Source organism: Caballeronia pedi, from assembly GCF_001544915.2.
Classification (GTDB): Bacteria; Pseudomonadota; Gammaproteobacteria; order Burkholderiales; family Burkholderiaceae; genus Caballeronia; species Caballeronia pedi.
Genome location: NZ_FCOE02000015.1, coordinates 17,113 through 34,808 on the forward strand (window position 1 = coordinate 17,113; position 17,696 = coordinate 34,808).

Annotated in this window: 25 protein-coding genes; 23 read left to right on the plus strand and 2 right to left on the minus strand. The window is 60.5% G+C overall.

Going from position 1 to position 17,696, the window contains the following annotated elements:
- Genes AWB80_RS22010 through AWB80_RS22115 form a run of 22 tightly spaced genes read left to right on the plus strand, consistent with a single transcriptional unit; the run spans position 1 to position 15,461 of the window.
- Positions 1 to 792 (plus strand): flagellar hook-basal body protein, encoded by a 792-nt coding sequence (locus AWB80_RS22010; RefSeq protein WP_061176776.1) that lies wholly within the window; start codon positions 1 to 3, stop codon positions 790 to 792.
- On the plus strand, positions 792 to 1,610 hold the full coding sequence (locus AWB80_RS22015; protein WP_143328118.1) for a hypothetical protein: 819 nt from the start codon (positions 792 to 794) through the stop codon (positions 1,608 to 1,610). The genes AWB80_RS22010 and AWB80_RS22015 overlap by 1 nt, the downstream gene beginning before the upstream one ends.
- On the plus strand, positions 1,607 to 2,197 hold the full coding sequence (locus AWB80_RS22020; protein ID WP_061176778.1) for a flagellar basal body L-ring protein FlgH: 591 nt from the start codon (positions 1,607 to 1,609) through the stop codon (positions 2,195 to 2,197). The genes AWB80_RS22015 and AWB80_RS22020 overlap by 4 nt, the downstream gene beginning before the upstream one ends.
- Positions 2,198 to 2,202: 5 nt before the next feature.
- The gene (locus AWB80_RS22025; protein ID WP_244206657.1) at positions 2,203 to 3,339 is read left to right on the plus strand and encodes a flagellar basal body P-ring protein FlgI; all 1,137 of its coding nucleotides are present in this window, start codon (positions 2,203 to 2,205) and stop codon (positions 3,337 to 3,339) included.
- A gap of 22 nt (positions 3,340 to 3,361) precedes the next feature.
- Positions 3,362 to 3,727, plus strand: a complete 366-nt coding sequence (locus tag AWB80_RS22030) for a hypothetical protein (RefSeq protein WP_061176780.1) — start codon at positions 3,362 to 3,364, stop codon at positions 3,725 to 3,727.
- Positions 3,728 to 3,733: 6 nt separating this feature from the next.
- Entirely contained in the window at positions 3,734 to 4,195 is a 462-nt protein-coding gene (flgC, locus tag AWB80_RS22035; RefSeq protein WP_061176781.1) for a flagellar basal body rod protein FlgC, read from the plus strand.
- Entirely contained in the window at positions 4,192 to 4,488 is a 297-nt protein-coding gene (gene fliE, locus AWB80_RS22040; protein ID WP_244206659.1) for a flagellar hook-basal body complex protein FliE, read from the plus strand. The genes flgC and fliE overlap by 4 nt, the downstream gene beginning before the upstream one ends.
- A 1-nt stretch (position 4,489) precedes the next feature.
- Positions 4,490 to 5,977: a flagellar basal-body MS-ring/collar protein FliF gene (gene fliF, locus AWB80_RS22045; protein ID WP_061176782.1), complete on the plus strand. Its 1,488-nt coding sequence runs from the start codon at positions 4,490 to 4,492 to the stop codon at positions 5,975 to 5,977.
- Complete coding sequence (locus AWB80_RS22050; RefSeq protein WP_143328119.1) at positions 5,970 to 6,527, plus strand: hypothetical protein; 558 nt, start codon at positions 5,970 to 5,972, stop codon at positions 6,525 to 6,527. Before fliF ends, AWB80_RS22050 begins: the two co-directional genes overlap by 8 nt.
- A complete protein-coding gene (locus AWB80_RS22055; RefSeq protein ID WP_143328120.1) occupies positions 6,524 to 7,246 on the plus strand; it encodes a FliH/SctL family protein in 723 nt (240 codons plus the stop codon). The genes AWB80_RS22050 and AWB80_RS22055 overlap by 4 nt, the downstream gene beginning before the upstream one ends.
- Complete coding sequence (locus tag AWB80_RS22060) at positions 7,243 to 8,571, plus strand: FliI/YscN family ATPase (protein ID WP_061176785.1); 1,329 nt, start codon at positions 7,243 to 7,245, stop codon at positions 8,569 to 8,571. The genes AWB80_RS22055 and AWB80_RS22060 overlap by 4 nt, the downstream gene beginning before the upstream one ends.
- Positions 8,568 to 9,023 (plus strand): hypothetical protein, encoded by a 456-nt coding sequence (locus AWB80_RS22065; RefSeq protein ID WP_061176786.1) that lies wholly within the window; start codon positions 8,568 to 8,570, stop codon positions 9,021 to 9,023. The genes AWB80_RS22060 and AWB80_RS22065 overlap by 4 nt, the downstream gene beginning before the upstream one ends.
- Positions 9,020 to 9,748 (plus strand): hypothetical protein, encoded by a 729-nt coding sequence (locus tag AWB80_RS43430; RefSeq protein ID WP_143328121.1) that lies wholly within the window; start codon positions 9,020 to 9,022, stop codon positions 9,746 to 9,748. Before AWB80_RS22065 ends, AWB80_RS43430 begins: the two co-directional genes overlap by 4 nt.
- Positions 9,738 to 10,154, plus strand: coding sequence for a flagellar hook assembly protein FlgD (locus AWB80_RS22075; protein WP_061176788.1), 417 nt, complete (start codon positions 9,738 to 9,740; stop codon positions 10,152 to 10,154). Before AWB80_RS43430 ends, AWB80_RS22075 begins: the two co-directional genes overlap by 11 nt.
- 42 nt (positions 10,155 to 10,196) lie before the next feature.
- Entirely contained in the window at positions 10,197 to 11,390 is a 1,194-nt protein-coding gene (locus AWB80_RS22080; RefSeq protein WP_061176789.1) for a flagellar hook protein FlgE, read from the plus strand.
- Positions 11,390 to 12,196: a FliM/FliN family flagellar motor C-terminal domain-containing protein gene (locus AWB80_RS22085; protein ID WP_061176790.1), complete on the plus strand. Its 807-nt coding sequence runs from the start codon at positions 11,390 to 11,392 to the stop codon at positions 12,194 to 12,196. The genes AWB80_RS22080 and AWB80_RS22085 overlap by 1 nt, the downstream gene beginning before the upstream one ends.
- On the plus strand, positions 12,193 to 12,576 hold the full coding sequence (locus AWB80_RS22090) for a FliM/FliN family flagellar motor switch protein (protein WP_087131508.1): 384 nt from the start codon (positions 12,193 to 12,195) through the stop codon (positions 12,574 to 12,576). Before AWB80_RS22085 ends, AWB80_RS22090 begins: the two co-directional genes overlap by 4 nt.
- On the plus strand, positions 12,563 to 12,928 hold the full coding sequence (locus tag AWB80_RS22095) for a flagellar biosynthetic protein FliO (RefSeq protein ID WP_087131510.1): 366 nt from the start codon (positions 12,563 to 12,565) through the stop codon (positions 12,926 to 12,928). The genes AWB80_RS22090 and AWB80_RS22095 overlap by 14 nt, the downstream gene beginning before the upstream one ends.
- A gap of 5 nt (positions 12,929 to 12,933) precedes the next feature.
- Positions 12,934 to 13,725: a flagellar type III secretion system pore protein FliP gene (fliP, locus tag AWB80_RS22100; protein ID WP_244206661.1), complete on the plus strand. Its 792-nt coding sequence runs from the start codon at positions 12,934 to 12,936 to the stop codon at positions 13,723 to 13,725.
- A 5-nt stretch (positions 13,726 to 13,730) separates the two neighbouring features.
- On the plus strand, positions 13,731 to 14,510 hold the full coding sequence (locus tag AWB80_RS22105) for a sigma-70 family RNA polymerase sigma factor (RefSeq protein WP_244206663.1): 780 nt from the start codon (positions 13,731 to 13,733) through the stop codon (positions 14,508 to 14,510).
- Position 14,511: 1 nt separating this feature from the next.
- Entirely contained in the window at positions 14,512 to 15,090 is a 579-nt protein-coding gene (locus tag AWB80_RS22110) for a tetratricopeptide repeat protein (protein ID WP_061176794.1), read from the plus strand.
- A gap of 26 nt (positions 15,091 to 15,116) precedes the next feature.
- A complete protein-coding gene (locus tag AWB80_RS22115; RefSeq protein ID WP_143328122.1) occupies positions 15,117 to 15,461 on the plus strand; it encodes a hypothetical protein in 345 nt (114 codons plus the stop codon).
- On the opposite strand, the gene AWB80_RS22120 is transcribed toward AWB80_RS22115, so the two are convergent.
- Both AWB80_RS22120 and AWB80_RS44075 read right to left on the minus strand, forming a co-directional pair.
- Positions 15,411 to 15,833, minus strand: a complete 423-nt coding sequence (locus AWB80_RS22120; RefSeq protein ID WP_087131511.1) for a DUF3375 family protein — start codon at positions 15,831 to 15,833, stop codon at positions 15,411 to 15,413. The genes AWB80_RS22115 and AWB80_RS22120 overlap by 51 nt on opposite strands.
- A gap of 253 nt (positions 15,834 to 16,086) precedes the next feature.
- On the minus strand, positions 16,087 to 16,239 hold the full coding sequence (locus AWB80_RS44075; protein ID WP_160147469.1) for a hypothetical protein: 153 nt from the start codon (positions 16,237 to 16,239) through the stop codon (positions 16,087 to 16,089).
- Positions 16,240 to 16,417: 178 nt separating this feature from the next.
- Here AWB80_RS44075 and AWB80_RS22125 point away from each other — a divergent pair, with 178 nt between their 5' ends.
- Complete coding sequence (locus AWB80_RS22125; protein ID WP_061176796.1) at positions 16,418 to 16,936, plus strand: Hcp family type VI secretion system effector; 519 nt, start codon at positions 16,418 to 16,420, stop codon at positions 16,934 to 16,936.
- Positions 16,937 to 17,696 lie beyond the last annotated feature (760 nt).

Genomic DNA, 17,696 nt, shown 5'->3' on the forward strand with positions numbered 1-17,696 from the left:
TTGAATAACGTCTTCTATATCGGTGCCACGGGGCTCAACGCTCAGCAGACCGCCGTCGACATCACGGCGAACAACATCGCGAACATGAATACGGCCTCGTTCAAGCGTGGCATCGTATCGTTTTCCGAATTGCTGACCGGAAGCGCTCAGCGCACAGATGCGCGCTCCCCAGACCTCACCAATAGCCATGGCGTGTCCACGGCATCCGGGGTCGTGGCTGACCCGACTTTGCATAGTTTCGTGCCCGGCTCACTGCACGCGACCGGCAACGCACTGGACGTCGCAATCAAGGGCGACGGATTCATCGAACTCGGCGCGGACTCCACCTCGGGCGAAACCCGGTTGTGGCGCGGCGGCACCCTGCACGTGGGCGCAGACGGCTTTCTCGCCGCGCCCAACGGTCAAGCGCTCAAGGCGATGATCTCCGTGCCCCGCGATGCGACTGACATCACCATCGGCACCGAGGGTCAGGTCACGGCAGTCGTGCCCAATCAAAGCGAGCCGCTCGAACTTGGGCAGATTGAACTCGTAACTGTTTCGGACACGCGCGTGCTTCAGTCGGAAAGCGATGGCATATTTCGCGCTCAGGATGACAGTCTGACGCTCACGCGCGCGAAGCCCGGCGACGATATCAGCAGCACGATCGTGCAGGGCTACAGCGAGGGATCGAATGTCTCGTTATCCGATGAGCTCGTGAGCCTCATGCTTTTTCAACGTGCCTATGCGGCCAATGCCCGGCTCGTTCAGGTAGGCGATGAGCTGATGTCGATCGCCAACGGATTGAAGCGGTGATGATGCCCGCAATCAGACAGCGTCCGAGTGCGCGCGGACGCTTTTCGAGGCGTGACACACGTTACGGACATCTGGCCGCGGTGCGCTGCGCGGTTCTGGCGTTGTCGGCGCTCGCATCCCCGGAAAAGTATGCTCAGAACCGGCCGGTCGAGTTTTTCGACAGGGCATACGTGACCGAGAACGTGGTGCGCTTGCGCAACGTAGCCAACGTCACCGCTTTGCCTTTGGAATGGCAAGAGGCCGCGGCATCGCTGGTCGTTGCTACCCTACCGGAACGCGCTGGCCGCCTCGAAATCGGCGTGCAGGCACTGGCCCGGACCGTGCGCCGCGAAATGCCAGGTCTTACTCCGTGGTTTCAAGCCAAGCCCGATGCCTCCGGGTTCGTGGTCGTACTGCGGGCGCCCTACCTTGCCCAATTCGCCACACCGGATGGCGAACAAGGGGCGTCAAAAGAAGGCCACGCTTGCATGCGCGTGAAGGAAAGCGTCCAAGCGGCGAACGCCATTCGTCTCGCGGATGTCGAGGCTACTCGCGTGTCCTGCGGCGCCGGTAGCCTCCGCCGGGTTGCATACGCACGTGATACGCGCCTGGTGCGAGCGGTCGATGAGCTTGCCCCTGGAGATCTCATCCCTGCGCTGCCCGTGTCGAAACTGGCTCAGGTCCGCCGAGGGGAACCCATGACGCTCGTCGCGTCTTCGGGCGGCGTCACCATTTCGCACCGCATGATTGCTCAGGTCGACCAGCCCGCCCGAGTCATCGCCGCGCTGGCGTCCGAAGCTGAGGCCATCTCCACGCACGTCTCGGTAAGACAGCCATGACGGGATATTCACGCTTTCTTTCTGGCACAGCGCTTCTCGTCACCCTCCTCGCGACAACTCACGCGCGTGCGACCAATCTGTTCGACGCAGATGGGTTCCAGTCCATGACGGCAGACCGGCGTGCCGCGAAACCAGGCGACCTCATCACCGTGCTGGTCTATGAGACCTCATCGGCAAGCAACAGTGCCGACACGTCCACCAACACGGGGTTCGCGGTCAACGGCAAAGTATCAACGCTGTATGCCGGCGCAAACATGGCGCAGGTCGGCGCGGGCGACAACTACGGCGGCAAGGGCAAGATTGAGCGCTCGGGGCGCTTGCTCGCACAGATCAGCGCGACTGTGATCGACGTGCAGGCGAACGGCGATCTGATTGTCTCCGGCGATCAGAACATTGACGTCAATGGCGAAAAAACCAAGATTCGCCTGAAGGGGCGCGTGCGTCCCGTGGACGTCGCGCAGAACAATACAGTGCTGTCCAACCGCCTGGCCGATGTGCAGATCGACTATACCGGCGAAGGGTTCATCACTGATCGGTCACGTCCGGGTCTGATCCCGCGTTTGTTTGCATGGCTCGGATTATGGTGAAATTTATGACTCGCAGCTTGATCGCACTGACCCTCGGCCTGGCGATCGCAGCAAGCCACATCTGGCCCGCTCCGGAAGCGCGTGCAGCGACCTCCGAGGTCCGGCTCAAGGATCTGGGGCGCTTTCTCGGGTGGCGAGAGAACATGCTGGTGGGCTACGGCGTCGTCACAGGCCTTGCGAACTCAGGCGATTCGCCGCGCTCTCAGGCGACGCGCCAGGCGCTGTCGAACATGCTGTCGCAATTCGATATGGCGGTGACGCAAGACCAGATTCAAAGCCGAAACGTCGCCATGGTCATGGTGACCGGCACCCTGCCGCCGACAGCGGACGTCGGCGATCGAATCGATATCAATGTGACGTCGATGGGGGACGCACGGAGTCTGGCCGGCGGCACGCTCATCATGACACCGCTGCGTGGCCCCGATAGAAAGACTTATGCGCTTGCGCAGGGACCGTTGTCGGTCGGTGGATATCGGTATGACGCCAACGGCAACTCCCGGCAGAAGAACCATCCGACCGCGGGCGTGGTTCCACTCGGCGCGACGGTCGAGGTTCCGGTCCGTGCGGATCTCGTCACCGACGATGGTCAGTTGCACTTCGTGCTCAAGGACGCGGACTCGGGCACCGCGCGCCGCATTGCGCAGCGAATCAACCAGAGCATGGGTGAAGGCGCGGCACGTTCGCTCGACGCCAAAACGATCGCCGTGCGTGCGCCGCAAAGCGCATCGGCCATGAACGATTACGTCGCAAGGATCGAGGATCTGGCGGTTGCGCCCGACCAGGCGTCGCGGGTCGTCATCAACGAGCGCACGGGCACGGTCGTGTCGGGCGGCGACACGCGCATCTCTCCCATCACGATTTCGCACGGCGACATTCGTGTCTCGGTCGTCACGCAATATCAGGCATCGCAGCCTGAATTCGTCGAACTGGCGGGGCCCGGGGTGCGCAGTCTCGTCATCGGCAACACCGACTTGTCGGTGGAGGAATCGGGGCAGTCCGTCGCTGCATCGTTTCCGAATGGCACCGTGGGCGACCTGGTTCGCGCACTCGCCAAGGCACGCGTGAGCACGAGAGACGTGATCTCGATCCTTCAGGCCATCAAGGCCGCAGGCGCGCTGTACGCCGATCTCATCGTCCAATAATCGCTTCTTCAAGCTACCGAATATGTATTTGGAACCTCTCTCACTGATCGCGAGCAAAGCGCTCGATGGCCTGTTCGCGCGGCAAGCCGCCACCGCCAACAATATCGCGAACGCCAGTTCGGACGGATTCGTGCCGTCACGCGTTTCATTTGAAGAAGCCTTGCGTGATGCGGCCGCCGTTCACCCCGGCGACGACGCGCGCCAGTGGATGGGCCGCGTGGCCAGCGTGAATTGGTCGGTGGCCCCTGCGCAATCCGATGCGCTGGATGGCGTGAAACTCGATCAGGAGATCGCGACTGCGTCGGAGACGTCCGTACGATATGCGCTGCTCACTGGCATGCTCGATCGTACGCTGCAGATGCAATCGTTCGCTGTGAAGGGAGCGTGACGCGTCATGTCGAATGCAATTTTTGCCATCGCCCGCTCGGGTATGGATGTCGAGCATCAGCGCATGGAAGTCATTGCGCAGAATCTGGCCAACGCAGGCACGACGCGTACGGCAAGCGGCGGCGTTTATCGGCCGATGCGGCTCGTCTCGGGCCCGCGCATGCCTGGCGCGTCAGAGACGAGCTTCGATACGCAAATGAGCGCAATGGCGCCGTCCGATCTGAGCAGGAATTTCTCAGGAGTGCAGGCCTTCGGTATCGAAACCACCGATGCCCAGCCTCGTCTGGTCTACGACCCAGCCCACCCGCACGCGAACGCACAAGGCTTCGTGCAATACCCCGGCCTCGACCAGGCCGGAGAGATGGCGCTTATGGTTCAGACGCTGCGCGTGTATGAGGCCAACGCGATCATGTTCAATGCCGGGCACGCGATGTACATGCGCGCGCTCGATCTCGGGAGCAAGGCGTGAATATCGAGTCGATTGGCGCGTACGATTTCGCGAACCCGGTCTGGGCGTCCACGACGCAAGGCACTTCGACCTCGGCATCCTTCAGCACGTTGCTGGTCGACGGTGCCGAGCACGTCGATGAGGCCGTACGGACGAGCAATGCCGCCGTCGCGGCGTTCGCACTGAATGCGGACGTGCCGCCGCATCAAGTCATGCTCGCGCTCGAAGACGCGCGCCTTCAATTGCAGTTCGCACTTCAGGTGCGCTCGAAACTGGTCGAGGGATACCAGGAATTGATGCGGATGCAAATCTAGGATGAATGCCGCTGCTTCGCGCCTCGGCGCCGTTCTCTCTGCCGTGCCACGTGCGCGTCTGATCGCGCTTGCCGCGGGACTCGTCACGATCCTGGCGATGGCCGCCGTCGCTGGATGGCTCGTGTTGCGCCCTTCCTACGAGATACTCTTCAGCGATCTCAAGCGCCAGGACGCAGCGACGATTGCCGCCGCACTCGAGAAAGAAAAGATTCCGTACCGCTATGACGACGCCAGTTCGGCCATCCTCGTTCCGAAGGGCGATACGCGCGCGCTACGATTGAAATTGATGAGCCGCGATCTGAAGCTCTCTGGTGCGGTGGGTCTCGAACTCTTCAACAACTCGGATCTCGGCCTGACGGACTTTGCTCAAAAGGTCAACTATCAGCGCGCGCTTCAGGGCGAACTGGCCCGCACGATCATGGCGCTCGACGAGATTGAACTGGCTCGCGTACACATCACGCTGCCAGAGGCGTCGATTTTCAGACGCGATGGCGCCAAGCCCAAGGCCTCTGTCGCACTGTTCGTTCGCGATGGCGAGACACTGTCGACCGATACGATTCGAGGCATTCAAAGACTGGTGTCGGCATCGGTGCCCGAACTCGCTCCGGCCGACGTGTCAGTGCTGGACGCGCGCGGCGCACCGGCAGGATCGACGACCACTGAAGTCGATGATCCTGCCTTGCAACTCAAGCACGCGATCGAGCGCGGCTATGAACAGAAGATCACCACGCTGATCGCCAGCGTCATTGGCGCGAATCAGGCTTCGGTCAGCGTCGAGGCAATCGTAAACGTCGATCAGGCGCGCTCCACGCGCGAGGTGACGGAGACGCGATCGCTGCCGAACGATGCCGAATCCGCAAAGGAGTCACGCGTGCCGTTGCCGTCGTCGCGCTCGCTGCCCGAAGCCGGTAAGCCGCCCCTGCCGCCGCCATACACCGGATCCGCGGCGCAGCCAATGACCCAGGAGGCTCGCACGATGCGCAATGTCGAGCAGATCGTCAAGGCGCCCGGAGCGGTGAGCAAGCTGTCCGTCGGTATCGTCTTCAGTCAGGATCTGGATCCGGACGTGCTCGCTCGCCTCAGGGCGGTGATTTCCGCGTCCATCGGACTGGATGCCACGCGTGGCGATGTGTTGACGACGTTCGTGCGCAATGCTCAGGGCGGCAGCGCGGATGAGGACGCCGGCATTCCGCCCGCGAACGTTGGCTCCGCGACATCCGGCTCAACCGAGCCCCTGGCGCGTGCGGATCTCCGCTCAGCCGGTGGACGCGCTGCTCGACAGATGCAAGCATCGGCGGCGTCGCTAACGGCTATCGTGTGCGCCGCGTTGGCGGTCGTAATCGGAATCGGCCTCGTCATTGCGTTACTGATCCGAGCCCGAGCGAAAGCGAGCCGCGCGCCTGTGCCGCGGCTGACCGCTTCGCAGCGCGACGAACAATTGTCCCGCCTGAGAACCCTGCTCGCCAGCGAAGGACGCGTTCATGAATAACGTCGTCGCGAACAACTCTGGCTCGCCACGCGAATTACGTAGGGCTGTCGCGGCCCTGCTGGAAAATTCAATCGAGGACGTCGAATTCATCTGGAATTCGCTCTCCCGAGATGAGCGTGCGCAATTGCGCCCGCTCATCGAGGCTGCATCGGGCATCAATGAGAAAGCATCGGCACTGGTCGCGCGGCCAGAGCATGTCGGCATTGCAAGCAACGACCGTATCGAACACATCATTGCGTTGATGGAACACATGCCGGCCGCGATGACGATGCGCCTGTTCGCAAGTCTCGATGCGCAGGCTCAGTGCGCAGCCGGTGCGAAGCTGCAAGCGCCTTTGTGCGAACAAACGGCGCTGTTCGCCAGATCGAATGCGCTGACCGACCGCACACGCGCCGTGTGGCTCGAATTATGTCTCGAACATGCGGCAAGCCTCGAACCTGCTGCGCACGAGTTCGACCCGATAGCGCGGGCCACACGTGTTCCCCTCTTTTTCCGCGCCCTTCGTCACATGCGTGGGCTTGCGCAAAGCCGGATCAAGAGGCACGCATGACAACATTGATCAAGGCAGCCAGGGTGCAATATCACGCTGCGCAACCTCTGTTGGACGATCCATCAGATTCGCGTGCTATCGAACCCGAGGACAAAGCGTGCAGTGTGTCCCGCTCATCGTCGATAGAGCAACTGCGAGCCGAGCGAGATGCAGTCGAACTCGAGGCATTGCGGGCAAGCCTCGCGCAATCGCAGAAGGCAAACGAAGAGCACGAAGCGCAACTGCAACGCCGAATCGCTTCCGCTTACGAAAGCGGGTTCGCCGAGGGTGAGGCAGTCGAACGCGCTCGCACCGTCGCCGAAACGAATGCCCGCGACACCGCATTGCGCTCCGGGATCGACGCGGCAGTGAAACAGTTCGGTACGCAGTTGCAGACGCTCGAAGAACTGTGCGCTGCGATCGCGCTCGCGGCGCTCCAGCGCGTCATTGGCAATCCCTCGACACGCGCAACGCTGGTTCGCGAGACAGTTCGTCATCACCTCGCTCAGCTGACTGCGGCCTCAATCCTGGCTGTCGACGTATCGCGGGATGACTTTACCGCCGATACCGACGCGTCGGATCTGTTGGGACCCACTGCCGACAAGGGCATTGCACTGAACGTGTCGCCGACGCTGAAGGGCGGCGAGTGCAGGATCGACCTGAGCCTGGGCGCGCTCGATGCCAGTCTCGATGTGCAACTCGCCCGCATCCGGACCGCACTGCTCGAAGCCACCGCATGACGTCAACAGTCAGTCCTGTCTCTCGGCGCTTGCTTCAGGCTGTCTCGGAAGTCGATACGCTTCGACGTATCGGCTCGGTCACGCGCGTCATGCCGACCTTCGTCGAAGCCGACGGTCCCGCCGTGCCGATTGGCTCGCTATGTGAAATCGGCTCGACTGCCACCGCTTTGGCGGAAGTCGTCGGCATCGAAATCGGCAAGGTGACGCTCGCGCCCTTCACGCCCGTTTCCGGCGTGCGCATCGGTGATCCAGTATGCGCCACGCGAGCGAAAGCGGACGTCGCGCTCGGACGGGGACTGCTGGGCCGCGTCATCGATCCGCTCGGGCGCCCCCTCGACGGCGTTGAACCGCTCACCGGGCTCGACGCGTCGTGGCCTTTGGAAGGTATCGCGGTTGGGCCGCTCGAACGCGCGTCTCCTTCCGTTGCGCTGCAAACCGGCATTCGCACACTCGACACGCTGCTCACGCTTGGCGAGGGCCAGCGCGCTGGCATCTTCGCTGGCAGCGGCGTCGGCAAAACCACGCTGATGGGCAGTCTCGCACGCAACATCGAGGCCGATGTTTGCGTGCTTTGCCTGGTTGGTGAACGTGGTCGCGAAGCCGAAGAATTCTGGCATCGCACGTTGTCCGAAAAGGCGCGAGCGCGCTCGACGATGATCGTGGCGACCTCCGACCAGCCAGCCATCCTGCGCGCGCGCAGCGTGCTGTATGCGCTGTGCGTCGCCGAGTACTTCCGCGCGCAAGGCGCGCACGTGCTTCTGTTGCTTGACTCGATCACGCGCTATGCACTGGCCCTTCGTGAAATCGGTCTGGCCGCCGGCGAACCGCCGATGATCCGCGGGTACACGCCAAGCGTTTTCGCCGCGCTTCCGAAGGTGGTCGAGCGCTGTGGAGGTTTGCGTTCGGGCGGCGCCATCACGGCCCTGATGACCGTGCTCGCGGAGACCGACGAAATCGATGATCCGATGGCGGAAACCATGCGCGCCCTGCTCGACGGCCACATCGTCTTGACCCGTTCGCTCGCGGAACAGGGGCACTACCCCGCCATCGATGTGCCGCGCAGCGTCAGCCGCGTGTTTCAACACATCACGAGTCCGGCCGAGCGCGCGCTCGCAAGCGACGTCATCGCGCAACTGTCCGCTTACGAGGAATCGAAGACCTTGATCGAATCCGGACTTTACGTCGCTGGAACCGTCCCCTCGCTTGACCGCGCGCTGGCGCAACGAGCACGCATCATCGAGTTCCTGCGGCAGGATCTCTCGTCTCGACACTCGCGTGAAGACGCACTCGCCACGCTCGATAAGCTCGCCGGAGCCAGATCATGAACAAGCGCCGGCTCATGAAGATGACCAGGGAGATCGCGTTGATCCGCGACCTGCAGCGCGAACGGGCGCTTCACGATGCGACGCGCGTCGCGCATGAGCATCAGCGTTCACTCGCCTCGGCGCAGAACGCACGCGCTCGTCTCGACGCACAGCATGCGCTCATGCGCGAGATCCTGAGCGCGACAGATTCGATTCTTCCGATCGAACTTGCCGATAACGTGCGCGCGTCAGTCGAATCGGCTCACAGCAGCGTACTCGCAGCGCAGATGCGGGCCGCACAGAAATCCCGTGAGGCGCACGCGCAGCGCGCAATTTTCGCCGAAAAGGAACGACTTCATGAACTCGCCGACACGCTCGCCAACCGGGCATCGTCGGCATGCGCAAGAGCCAATGAAGAACGGCAAGGCAACCTGGTCGAGGACACATATAGAGCAAGGAAACTCACGCCATGAAGATCCAGACCGGCTGCGCCATGCCCTTGCTGCTTGGAGGCGCTTCCAGACCGACATCGGGTGGTGCATTCGAACAGACGCTTCGCGCGCTGGAACGCGACATGTGGGCTGGCGCCGCCGCGGACGAGTCGCACACGCATGCCGCCAGATCCGAGCCTTCAACGCATGCGCACAAGGCCGTTCCTCAAAACAGATTCGAGGAGGCGAGTGCGCGCCAGACGGATCAGCGCAATTTAGTTGCACTCGGCCCCTATCCCGACGCGCGCGATGACGCCCAGTTCGTCCGCACTCGATCAGACGCGGACCGCACGGCAATCGGGCCTCCCCTTCTTGAGCGTCTTCTTCATGCCGATGTGTTCGCGCCAACCGCCGCCTTGTCGCCAGAGCGTCCAGAGGCGAGGTCATGCGCAAAAGAACCCGCGGTCCGCGAAATGGATGCGTACACCGCGCCGTCGTCCTCGGCGCGTGAGCATCAAGAACGGACATCGCCCCGTGCGGAAAACCGAACGACGGTTCATCTCGGCGATGACGGCATGCAACTCGTCATGCGCGTACTGGGCGCGTCACGCGACGAAGCGCTGGCGATATCCCGTCAGACCACTGACGACCTGCGCCGGCGCATGGCGGGCCCCGTGCGGGTCGTTGTGAATGGCGCCCAGAATGAAGAAGTGAATTCGCACAAGTCGCCTTACCCTGCTTTTCACGGAGAAACATATGGCAATTAGTTCCATCGGCTCGACACCGGGCGTCGGCACGGCCGATAGAAATATGGAATCGACGGGTCTCGATCTTCAGTCGCTGCTCAAGATCATTCTCACGCAACTGACCTATCAGGATCCGCTCAAGCCGGTCGACAACTTCGAGTTCGTCTCTCAACTCGCCCAGTTCACCTCGATGGAGCAGTCTCGCCAAATGACTGACAAGCTCGACAGTCTGCTGTCGCTGCAATCATCGAACCAGACCGTTGGACTACTCGGCCGCAATGTCGACGTGACGACAGACACTTCCACCGTGTCAGGTGTCGTGAAGAGCGTCTCGTTTCAGGGCACACAGCCGCAACTCACGATCGAGACGGCCGACGGCCAGTTCCTGACCAACGCCACCCTTTCGCAAATCGCCGCGGTGCGCTAGGCAGCACCTGGCCGAACGTCATTACGAAGAGGCAATCGCTCAATGCTGGACAGCATCTACATCGGAATGAGTGGGCTTGCGTCCTACTCCAAGGGTTTGCAAACCATCAGCAATAACGTTGCAAACATGAACACCCAGGGCTTCAAGACCTCTACGCCGCGCTTCGAAGACGTCTACTACGGACAGGAGTTCGCGCGCAACACGCCGACGACGCCCGCGCGCATTCAGTACGGCAGCGGCGTCGAATATGGCTATGCATCGTTGAACATGTCCCAGGGCGATGTGCGCAGCAGCGATGGGAAACTCGATCTGGCCATTCAAGGAAACGGCTTCCTGACTTTGCTCGATGGGAACGCCGTGCGATACGCACGCACCGGTCAATTCACGGTCGGCGATGATGGTTTCGTGGTCGACAAGGTGAGCGGCCTGAAGCTCGCGGCGCTGAACGCGTCGGGAAACCTCGAAGCGATCTCGATAGCGGGCAAACAAATGAGCCCGCCACAGGCCACGACCGCGGTGACGTTCACCGACAACCTCTCCTCGGGGGCGACGAATTTCTCGGTCCCCAACATCGACGTCTACGATGCGAACGGAGGCAAACACACGCTCACGGCGGCTTTCGAGCCGGACTCGACCATCATGCCCGGGCGCTGGAAAGTGACCGTCACCGATGAACAGGGCATGCCCGTTGTGGAAGACCATTTGCAGTTCTTCGGGGGCATACCGCAGCCGGGCGCCGACAGCATCGACGTCACGCTGACTTCGGTCGACGCTCCGCCGCTGTCCATCAAGCTCGATTTTTCGCAAGGCGTCACGAACTTCTCGGCCGGCAGCACCTCCAGCCTGCGCGTCACCAAAACGGACGGGTATGCGGCCGGCACCCTGACTTCCATGTCGATCAACGACGACGGGCAGATCGGATTGGCGTATTCGAACGGGCAGACGGACCACACGGCACTCGTCGCGCTTGCGAACTTCACTGACCCGCTACGGCTCACCCAGCTTGGACACGGCCTCTTCGATGCCTCATATGTGCCTGCGCCGATCTACGGCAAGAGCGGCAGCGGTGCGTTGGGCCAGTTGCTTGCTGGCGCCACCGAAGCCTCCAACGTCGATCTCTCGAACGAATTCGGGCAAATGATCCTGATCCAGCGCGGCTTTCAGGCATCGTCCCAAGTCGTCACCACGGCCAATGAAATGATCATGCAATTGTTCCAGATGCGAGGTCAGGGTTGATGAACGCGCCTGTACGCTGGCGTCCGTTGGCTCAGTCCGATCTGGACGTGGCATGCACGATGATGGAAGCATCGATTGCCCTGTGGCGTGACGACTGGTTCGGTTCGTCAGACGCCCCAGGCGTCCGCGTCACGGCGGGTCGGATCGTCTGCAAGACTGAGCCGTGGTCGGACCCGCAACTGTCGAGACTACCGGACAGTGACAGGGTGTGGTGGAGTGTCGCGAAAGAGGCCTCGCGCGCGTTGGCCGGCATGGCGCTCGGGCTCACGCAGGACGAGGCGGCGACCGTTTCCGGCGCTACATGTCCGCCTTTCACCATGCTCGGTGAGCGGATCATTCACGAGTTGTCGCTTGCGCTTGCAAGCGTACAGCACCGCATTCCGCAGGCCATCGAATCGACATCCGAAGCGCGATTGAACGGCGTCCTCGTGCAGTTGACGACACAACAAGGTCAGGCGCTTTGCTCCGTCCTCTATGCGACAGATTTGATCATCCGAAAATCCACGGTTGCCCGCTCGAAAACCGCTTTCCAACGCTCGCTCACATCGCGCCGTCATGCGCTCGCCGCGACGAAGGTGCAACTTCACGCGCGGCTGGGACGCGCTGCTCTCGCGATCCGCGATCTGCTCGAACTTGCACCAGGGGATGTGATTCGCCTCGATCGCAAGGTCGACGAAGGCGTCGAACTGTTTGTCCAGGGTGACGGGAGCCTTGCTCCGTCCGTGGTCGCGACAGGTCGTCTGGGTCAGACCCAGGATCGCTTTTCCGTCCAACTGGACTCTCTTGCCGCACACTACTCCAAATGACCAAACAGCTTGAAGCTCGCCAATCGGCCACCCCAAACGCAACGGCTTTGGAGACAACCCTGGTGCACGACGCCCCCCTTCCCGTGCTCGATCATGGCGCCGTCGATCCAGCGTCCACGCCGTCACGCTCCAACGCTCTGGACCTCGTTGGCGACGTCGAAGTAAGGCTCGAAGCACGACTCGGCGCAGCGCTCACGTCCATCGAACGACTGATGAATTTTGCGCCCGGCACCGTGGTCGAGCTCGACCGACATCTCGAGGATGCCGTCGAGATCACGTTGAATAGCCGACCGATCGCGCGGGGAACGATTGTCGCCGTTGGCGAGAACTTCGGCGTTCGCATCAGCGAGATCCTGGACACGACCCATGGCGATATTTGACAGCAGCCGGGGCATACCGCCATTGCCGGCATCGGACGCCGTCGTGCATAGTGGCATGTCCGTCTCGAACGCGTTGATCGCTTCCGACATCAGTCCGCTGCGGATCATTGCCGCACTCGTCTTTTGTCTTTTGCTCGGCGTCGCGATCATCTTCCTGATGCGACGGTGGAATATTCGCGGGGGCGCTTTTGCGCCGCGTTCCACGGGTCAGCTCAGACTGCTGCAAACGCTGCGCCTCGACGCGCGTGCCACGCTTCATCTGATCGAGTACGGCAACACCCAAGTGCTGCTCGGCTGCGGCCCCGAAGGCATCACGTCGCTGCACACTCGCTCCTTGACGCAGGAACCGTAATTCCGATGTCTCGCTTTATTGTCATGATCCGTAGGTTCGTGCTCGGAATGATCGCCGGGCTAATGTTCCTGGCGGCTGACCCCGCGCTTGCACGCACGCCGACGGGTCCCGCTCCCGCCTTGCGTGTCTCCGTCTCCGACGCGTTCGGGAACTCGGCCCGTGCCGGCGAGGCCACATCCACCGCCGTTCGCACGGCGACACTGCTCACCGTGCTGAGCATCGGCCCAGCGCTCGTGATCTCGATGACGGCTTTCATACGAATCATCATCGTGCTCTCGATGATTCGCCACGCCTTCGGCATGCCGGAAACGCCACCCACTCCCGTGTTGATCAGTCTTGCGCTGTTTCTGACGGCTTTTGCAATGCTGCCAACGCTTGAATCCATCAATCATGATGCGTTTCAGCCGTTCATGAATGGCGCCATCGGTATTGAAGACGCCTTGAACAAGGCCGCCGCGCCGCTGCGTGATTTCATGCTAAGACAGGTTCGCGATGATGAGCTCAGGCTGACGTATGAGCTATCGGGCAAGCCCTTGCCCAATGATCCGGCAGAGGTCAGCCTGCTTCAACTCACGCCGGCATTCATCCTGAACGAGTTGCGCGTCGCCTTTCAGATTGGCTTCGTCGTGTTGCTGCCATTTTTGCTGATCGACCTGGTGGTCTCGAGCGTGCTCTTGTCGCTCGGCATGTTGATGGTGCCGCCCGCTTCGATCGCTCTACCTTTGAAGGTTCTGTTGTTCGTGCTGATCGACGGTTGGGGGCTCGTGCTACGAGGCGTACTCGGTAGTTTCAGATGACCTCAATGCAGGACAACGAGGGTCCACAGACAGAGACACGAGACCAGGATTCGCACGGCGCTGCGCGGGACACGCTTTGGAAGACCTTCGTTTCGACGCGCGCAACCGCTGCGCGGGAGGCGCTCTTTCTGCACTATCTGCCATATGCCCGCGCCTTGGCCGCGCAGCTCTTCGCGCAGCGACATCGGGATGATGTCGAGTTCAACGACTTCAGACAACTCGCGCTTATCGGACTGCTCGAGGCGGTGGATCGCTACGATCCCGAACATCGCGCCGCATTCGAGACCTTTTGCACGCCACGTGTGAAAGGGGCTGTGCTTGATGGCGTGCAAAAGCTCACCGATGGTCAGGAACAGATATCCTTCATACGACGCATGCAGCGCGAACGGCTCAATTCGCTCAAAGCGGGCCAACTCCCAGAAGACGCCGACAAACATCAGACCCTCCATGCCGTCGCCAACCTCGCCGCGGGCCTCGCTATCGGCTACATGCTCGACGAAACGAGCATGCTTGCGCCATCCGAGAACGCGCCGAGTCCGGAGCCCTCTCCATGGCAGCGAATTGCGTGGCGTCAGACCAAAGAGCGTCTTCTCGCCGCGGTTTCATCCATGCCCGAGCGACATCGCAAGATCATCCAATACCATTACTTCAACGGACTTCCATTCGATCAGATCGCAAGCATTCTGGAACTGAGCAAAGCCCGCATCTCGCAAATGCATCGCGATGCCTTGACGCAATTGCGAGACCTTATCGGCAGGCCCGACCGAATCTATATGAAAACCTGATATGAGCCATACCGATCAACCTCAGCAATCTCTCGAGTACGTAGATCAAGATACACTTGAGACCGTTACCCGCGCCCTGTCCTCTTCCGAAGAAACTTCGCTCACAGCGCTTGATGAGCTCATCACCGTGTATCCGGGGGATCCGAGGCTGCGCTTCTTTCGAGGTGCCGTGCTTGCAAGCCTCGTACGCTATGATGAGGCACAGCAAGAACTTCGACAATGCATCGCGATCGACCCTTTATTTTATGTAAGCTGGTTTATGCTCGGTTTCATTCAGCTTCTTCATGGACAACTCGAAGAAACAAGACGCTGTTGGGCAAAGTTGAGCGAGGTTCCTTCCGATGACACATTGCAAAGTCTGGCTCACGGTCTGGACCTTCTGGTCGAAGATAAATTCGAGCGCGCGCGTGTTGAGCTCTACGCCACGCTCGGTTCGAACGTCCACTATCCTGAACTCAATTCTTTCGTCGAGAAACTGCTTGCTGCCATTGAGACTCGCAACAACACGTCCGCTCCGGCGGAGTCGGGCGAGCAGCACTTCCTGATGACGGGATACCTCGCCAACTCAACGCGTCATTAATCTCAGTGATGGATCCTGTCTCGACATTGAATCAGGCGCTCGCGATGCTGCGCCAGCAGTTGATAAGCAGCGAGCGGCATGCCGTTCGTGACAACCGGACCAAGGCTGCGAACAAGAGCAGCGAGCTTTCGCACGCCGACGCAAACGCCGAGGACGCTGCCGCACTCTTACACAAGGTCAACGAACTCAAGGGCCCGGACGGACTCGATCAGCGTCAGTTGAATCGCATGGTCGTCGAACTCGTACTCGATAGGGAATTCGGCCGCGCACTTCGCAATGACCCGCAATTTCAGCAGATGGTGGATGACGTCTCCACAGCACTAACTGGCAGCGAGGACGTCAACGCCGCATTGATCAAGCTGTTGAACTGAAAGCTTTTGATCGCATGCGCAACAAGTGCCCGCTGCGCGGCAAGATTTCACGATCCGCGACTCGCACGAGTCAACGTTGATTGCGGCCCCGCCGCGCGCGCTTTCATCTTTGGTCGCGACCAGCCGCCTGCGCGGTTTCCTTTTAGCGCGCGGCACATCGCTGAGCGACTCGGAGAAGATGGTCGATTGCTCAATATCAGTCAGCAGACGCCAGAATCCGTAGAAAGTTTTGCCAGCCGCGGTCTCGCCAATGAGATCCATGCCCGCGAACAACAGCTCCAGGACTTGGCCGCGGCTACCCTCGTTATTAAGCAGGTCGGCGCGTAAGCGTTCGAGGTGCCGATCAGCCAGTTGGCATGATGGTCTACCCACTTCTTATGGACCGCGCTGACGCGTGCGCAGCGGCATGTTGGCAGACCACGCTGAGGTCTGCAAGTCCTCTCGAGGCAGACGTACACGCTTTTCCTTGGCTGCAGACCCGTACCGGCGATCTCGCGCGGAATGAATCGCGCGATTGAGCCGGGCCAGTTCCAAACTCAGTTCCTCAAGTTCATCACTCATCGAAAATAAATCATCGTTCATTCAAGGCGAAGATGACGTCAGACCTTTCTTATTACGTCGCACATCAATGCCCTGACTTCATTAGCACACCACGCGAGACCAGTGAGAATTTAAACCAAGCCATTTCTGGCCCGATGGGGACAAGAATGGCCCGATTACATTCCATTTTTATCAAACATTTAGAGTAAAGCGAGCCAACCTTGGCCAGCTGGCTCATCGTGATCTCCGCATCCGAGCATCACATAATTTAACAAAGCATACCTAACTTATTGTTGTAATTTGATACTGGTCAAACGGATCAAAGCTGGCATGAATTCTGCCTTACTGTTGAGCCATTGTCATCAGTGGCGCACGGGCCAACAGGCCTCCCTTTGATTCATTGTTAGGAATACACTATGCCGACACCGGCTTATATCAGCATCAACGGTAAAACCCAGGGCAACATCACCAAGGGTGCCTTCACTGCGGACTCCGTGGGCAACGTCTACGTCGAAGGTCACGAAGACCAGATCCTGGTTCAGGAAATCGAACATCGCGTGACCACCCCGACTGATCCGCAGAGCGGCCAGCCCTCGGGTCAGCGTGTTCACAAACCGTTCATCTTCACTTGCGCGCTGAACAAGTCCGTGCCGCTGTTGTATCAGGCACTGGCTTCCGGCGAAATGCTGCCGACCGTCGAGACGCACTGGTATCGCACTTCGACCGACGGCAAGCAGGAGCACTTCTTCACCACGAAGCTCGAAGACGCCACCATTGTCGACATCAACACGGTGCTGCCGCACGCACAGGACAGCACGAAGTCCGACTACACCCAGTTGATAAAGGTCTCCTTGGCCTACCGCAAGATCACCTGGACCCACGCTATCGCCGGCACCGAAGCGGCCGACGACTGGCGCAAACCGATGGAATCCTAAGCCAAGGATCGGGCTGCTGGCTTGACAGCCAGCAGCTTTGCCCGGTCTCGCGACACGCGAACCGGGCCGCGTCTCTGCTCCAACGAAGTACAGTTTCGTGTCTGCTGTGTCTTTTCGCCGACCAAGGGCACCGCCCATGCAAGGGACTCGAAGCTACTACGCAGCGCTTCGCAAGTGCATTTTCAATCTGTCGAGTTCGCGAAAGACCGTGGATTTCAGATTCGCGCGTGTAATGGCTTTTACCTCCACGTCGCCGTTCAGATAGTCACGAACGACACGCAGAAAGACGTCCCCGGTGAAAAACCGCCCATCAACGAAATTGCCTCGCTCCTGTACGACTTCGGCGCTTTTGCATGGTGAATCTAAGAAAGTATCGAACACGCGATAGGCATGCCGTGGCTCATAGAGGTCGTGAATTCCAAATTCTCGACCGGGTTTGGGCAAAGCTTCGTAGCAACATCGCCGCAATGCGATACAAGTCAGCGCCGGGCCAGGAAGACTCAGTCGGCGCTCCGCAAGCCTTCAGATTTTCTCGGCGATAGATACCCATCCTCTCGATCCAACGGTTGCCTCGAAGGTGATCTCCGCAGATCCTGTTACAAGTGGTTCATAGTGCAGTCTCGACTCGGATGAGTTGCGAGCGAATCAGTCGCGCGCGGGTGAGGATTGAATTTCAGGCTGGTCATTTTGTAAGCGCAACCACCGCGGAACACGCCGCAAGCAGGGGACTACTGCTCGTCCTGCGGCAAAGACGAACACC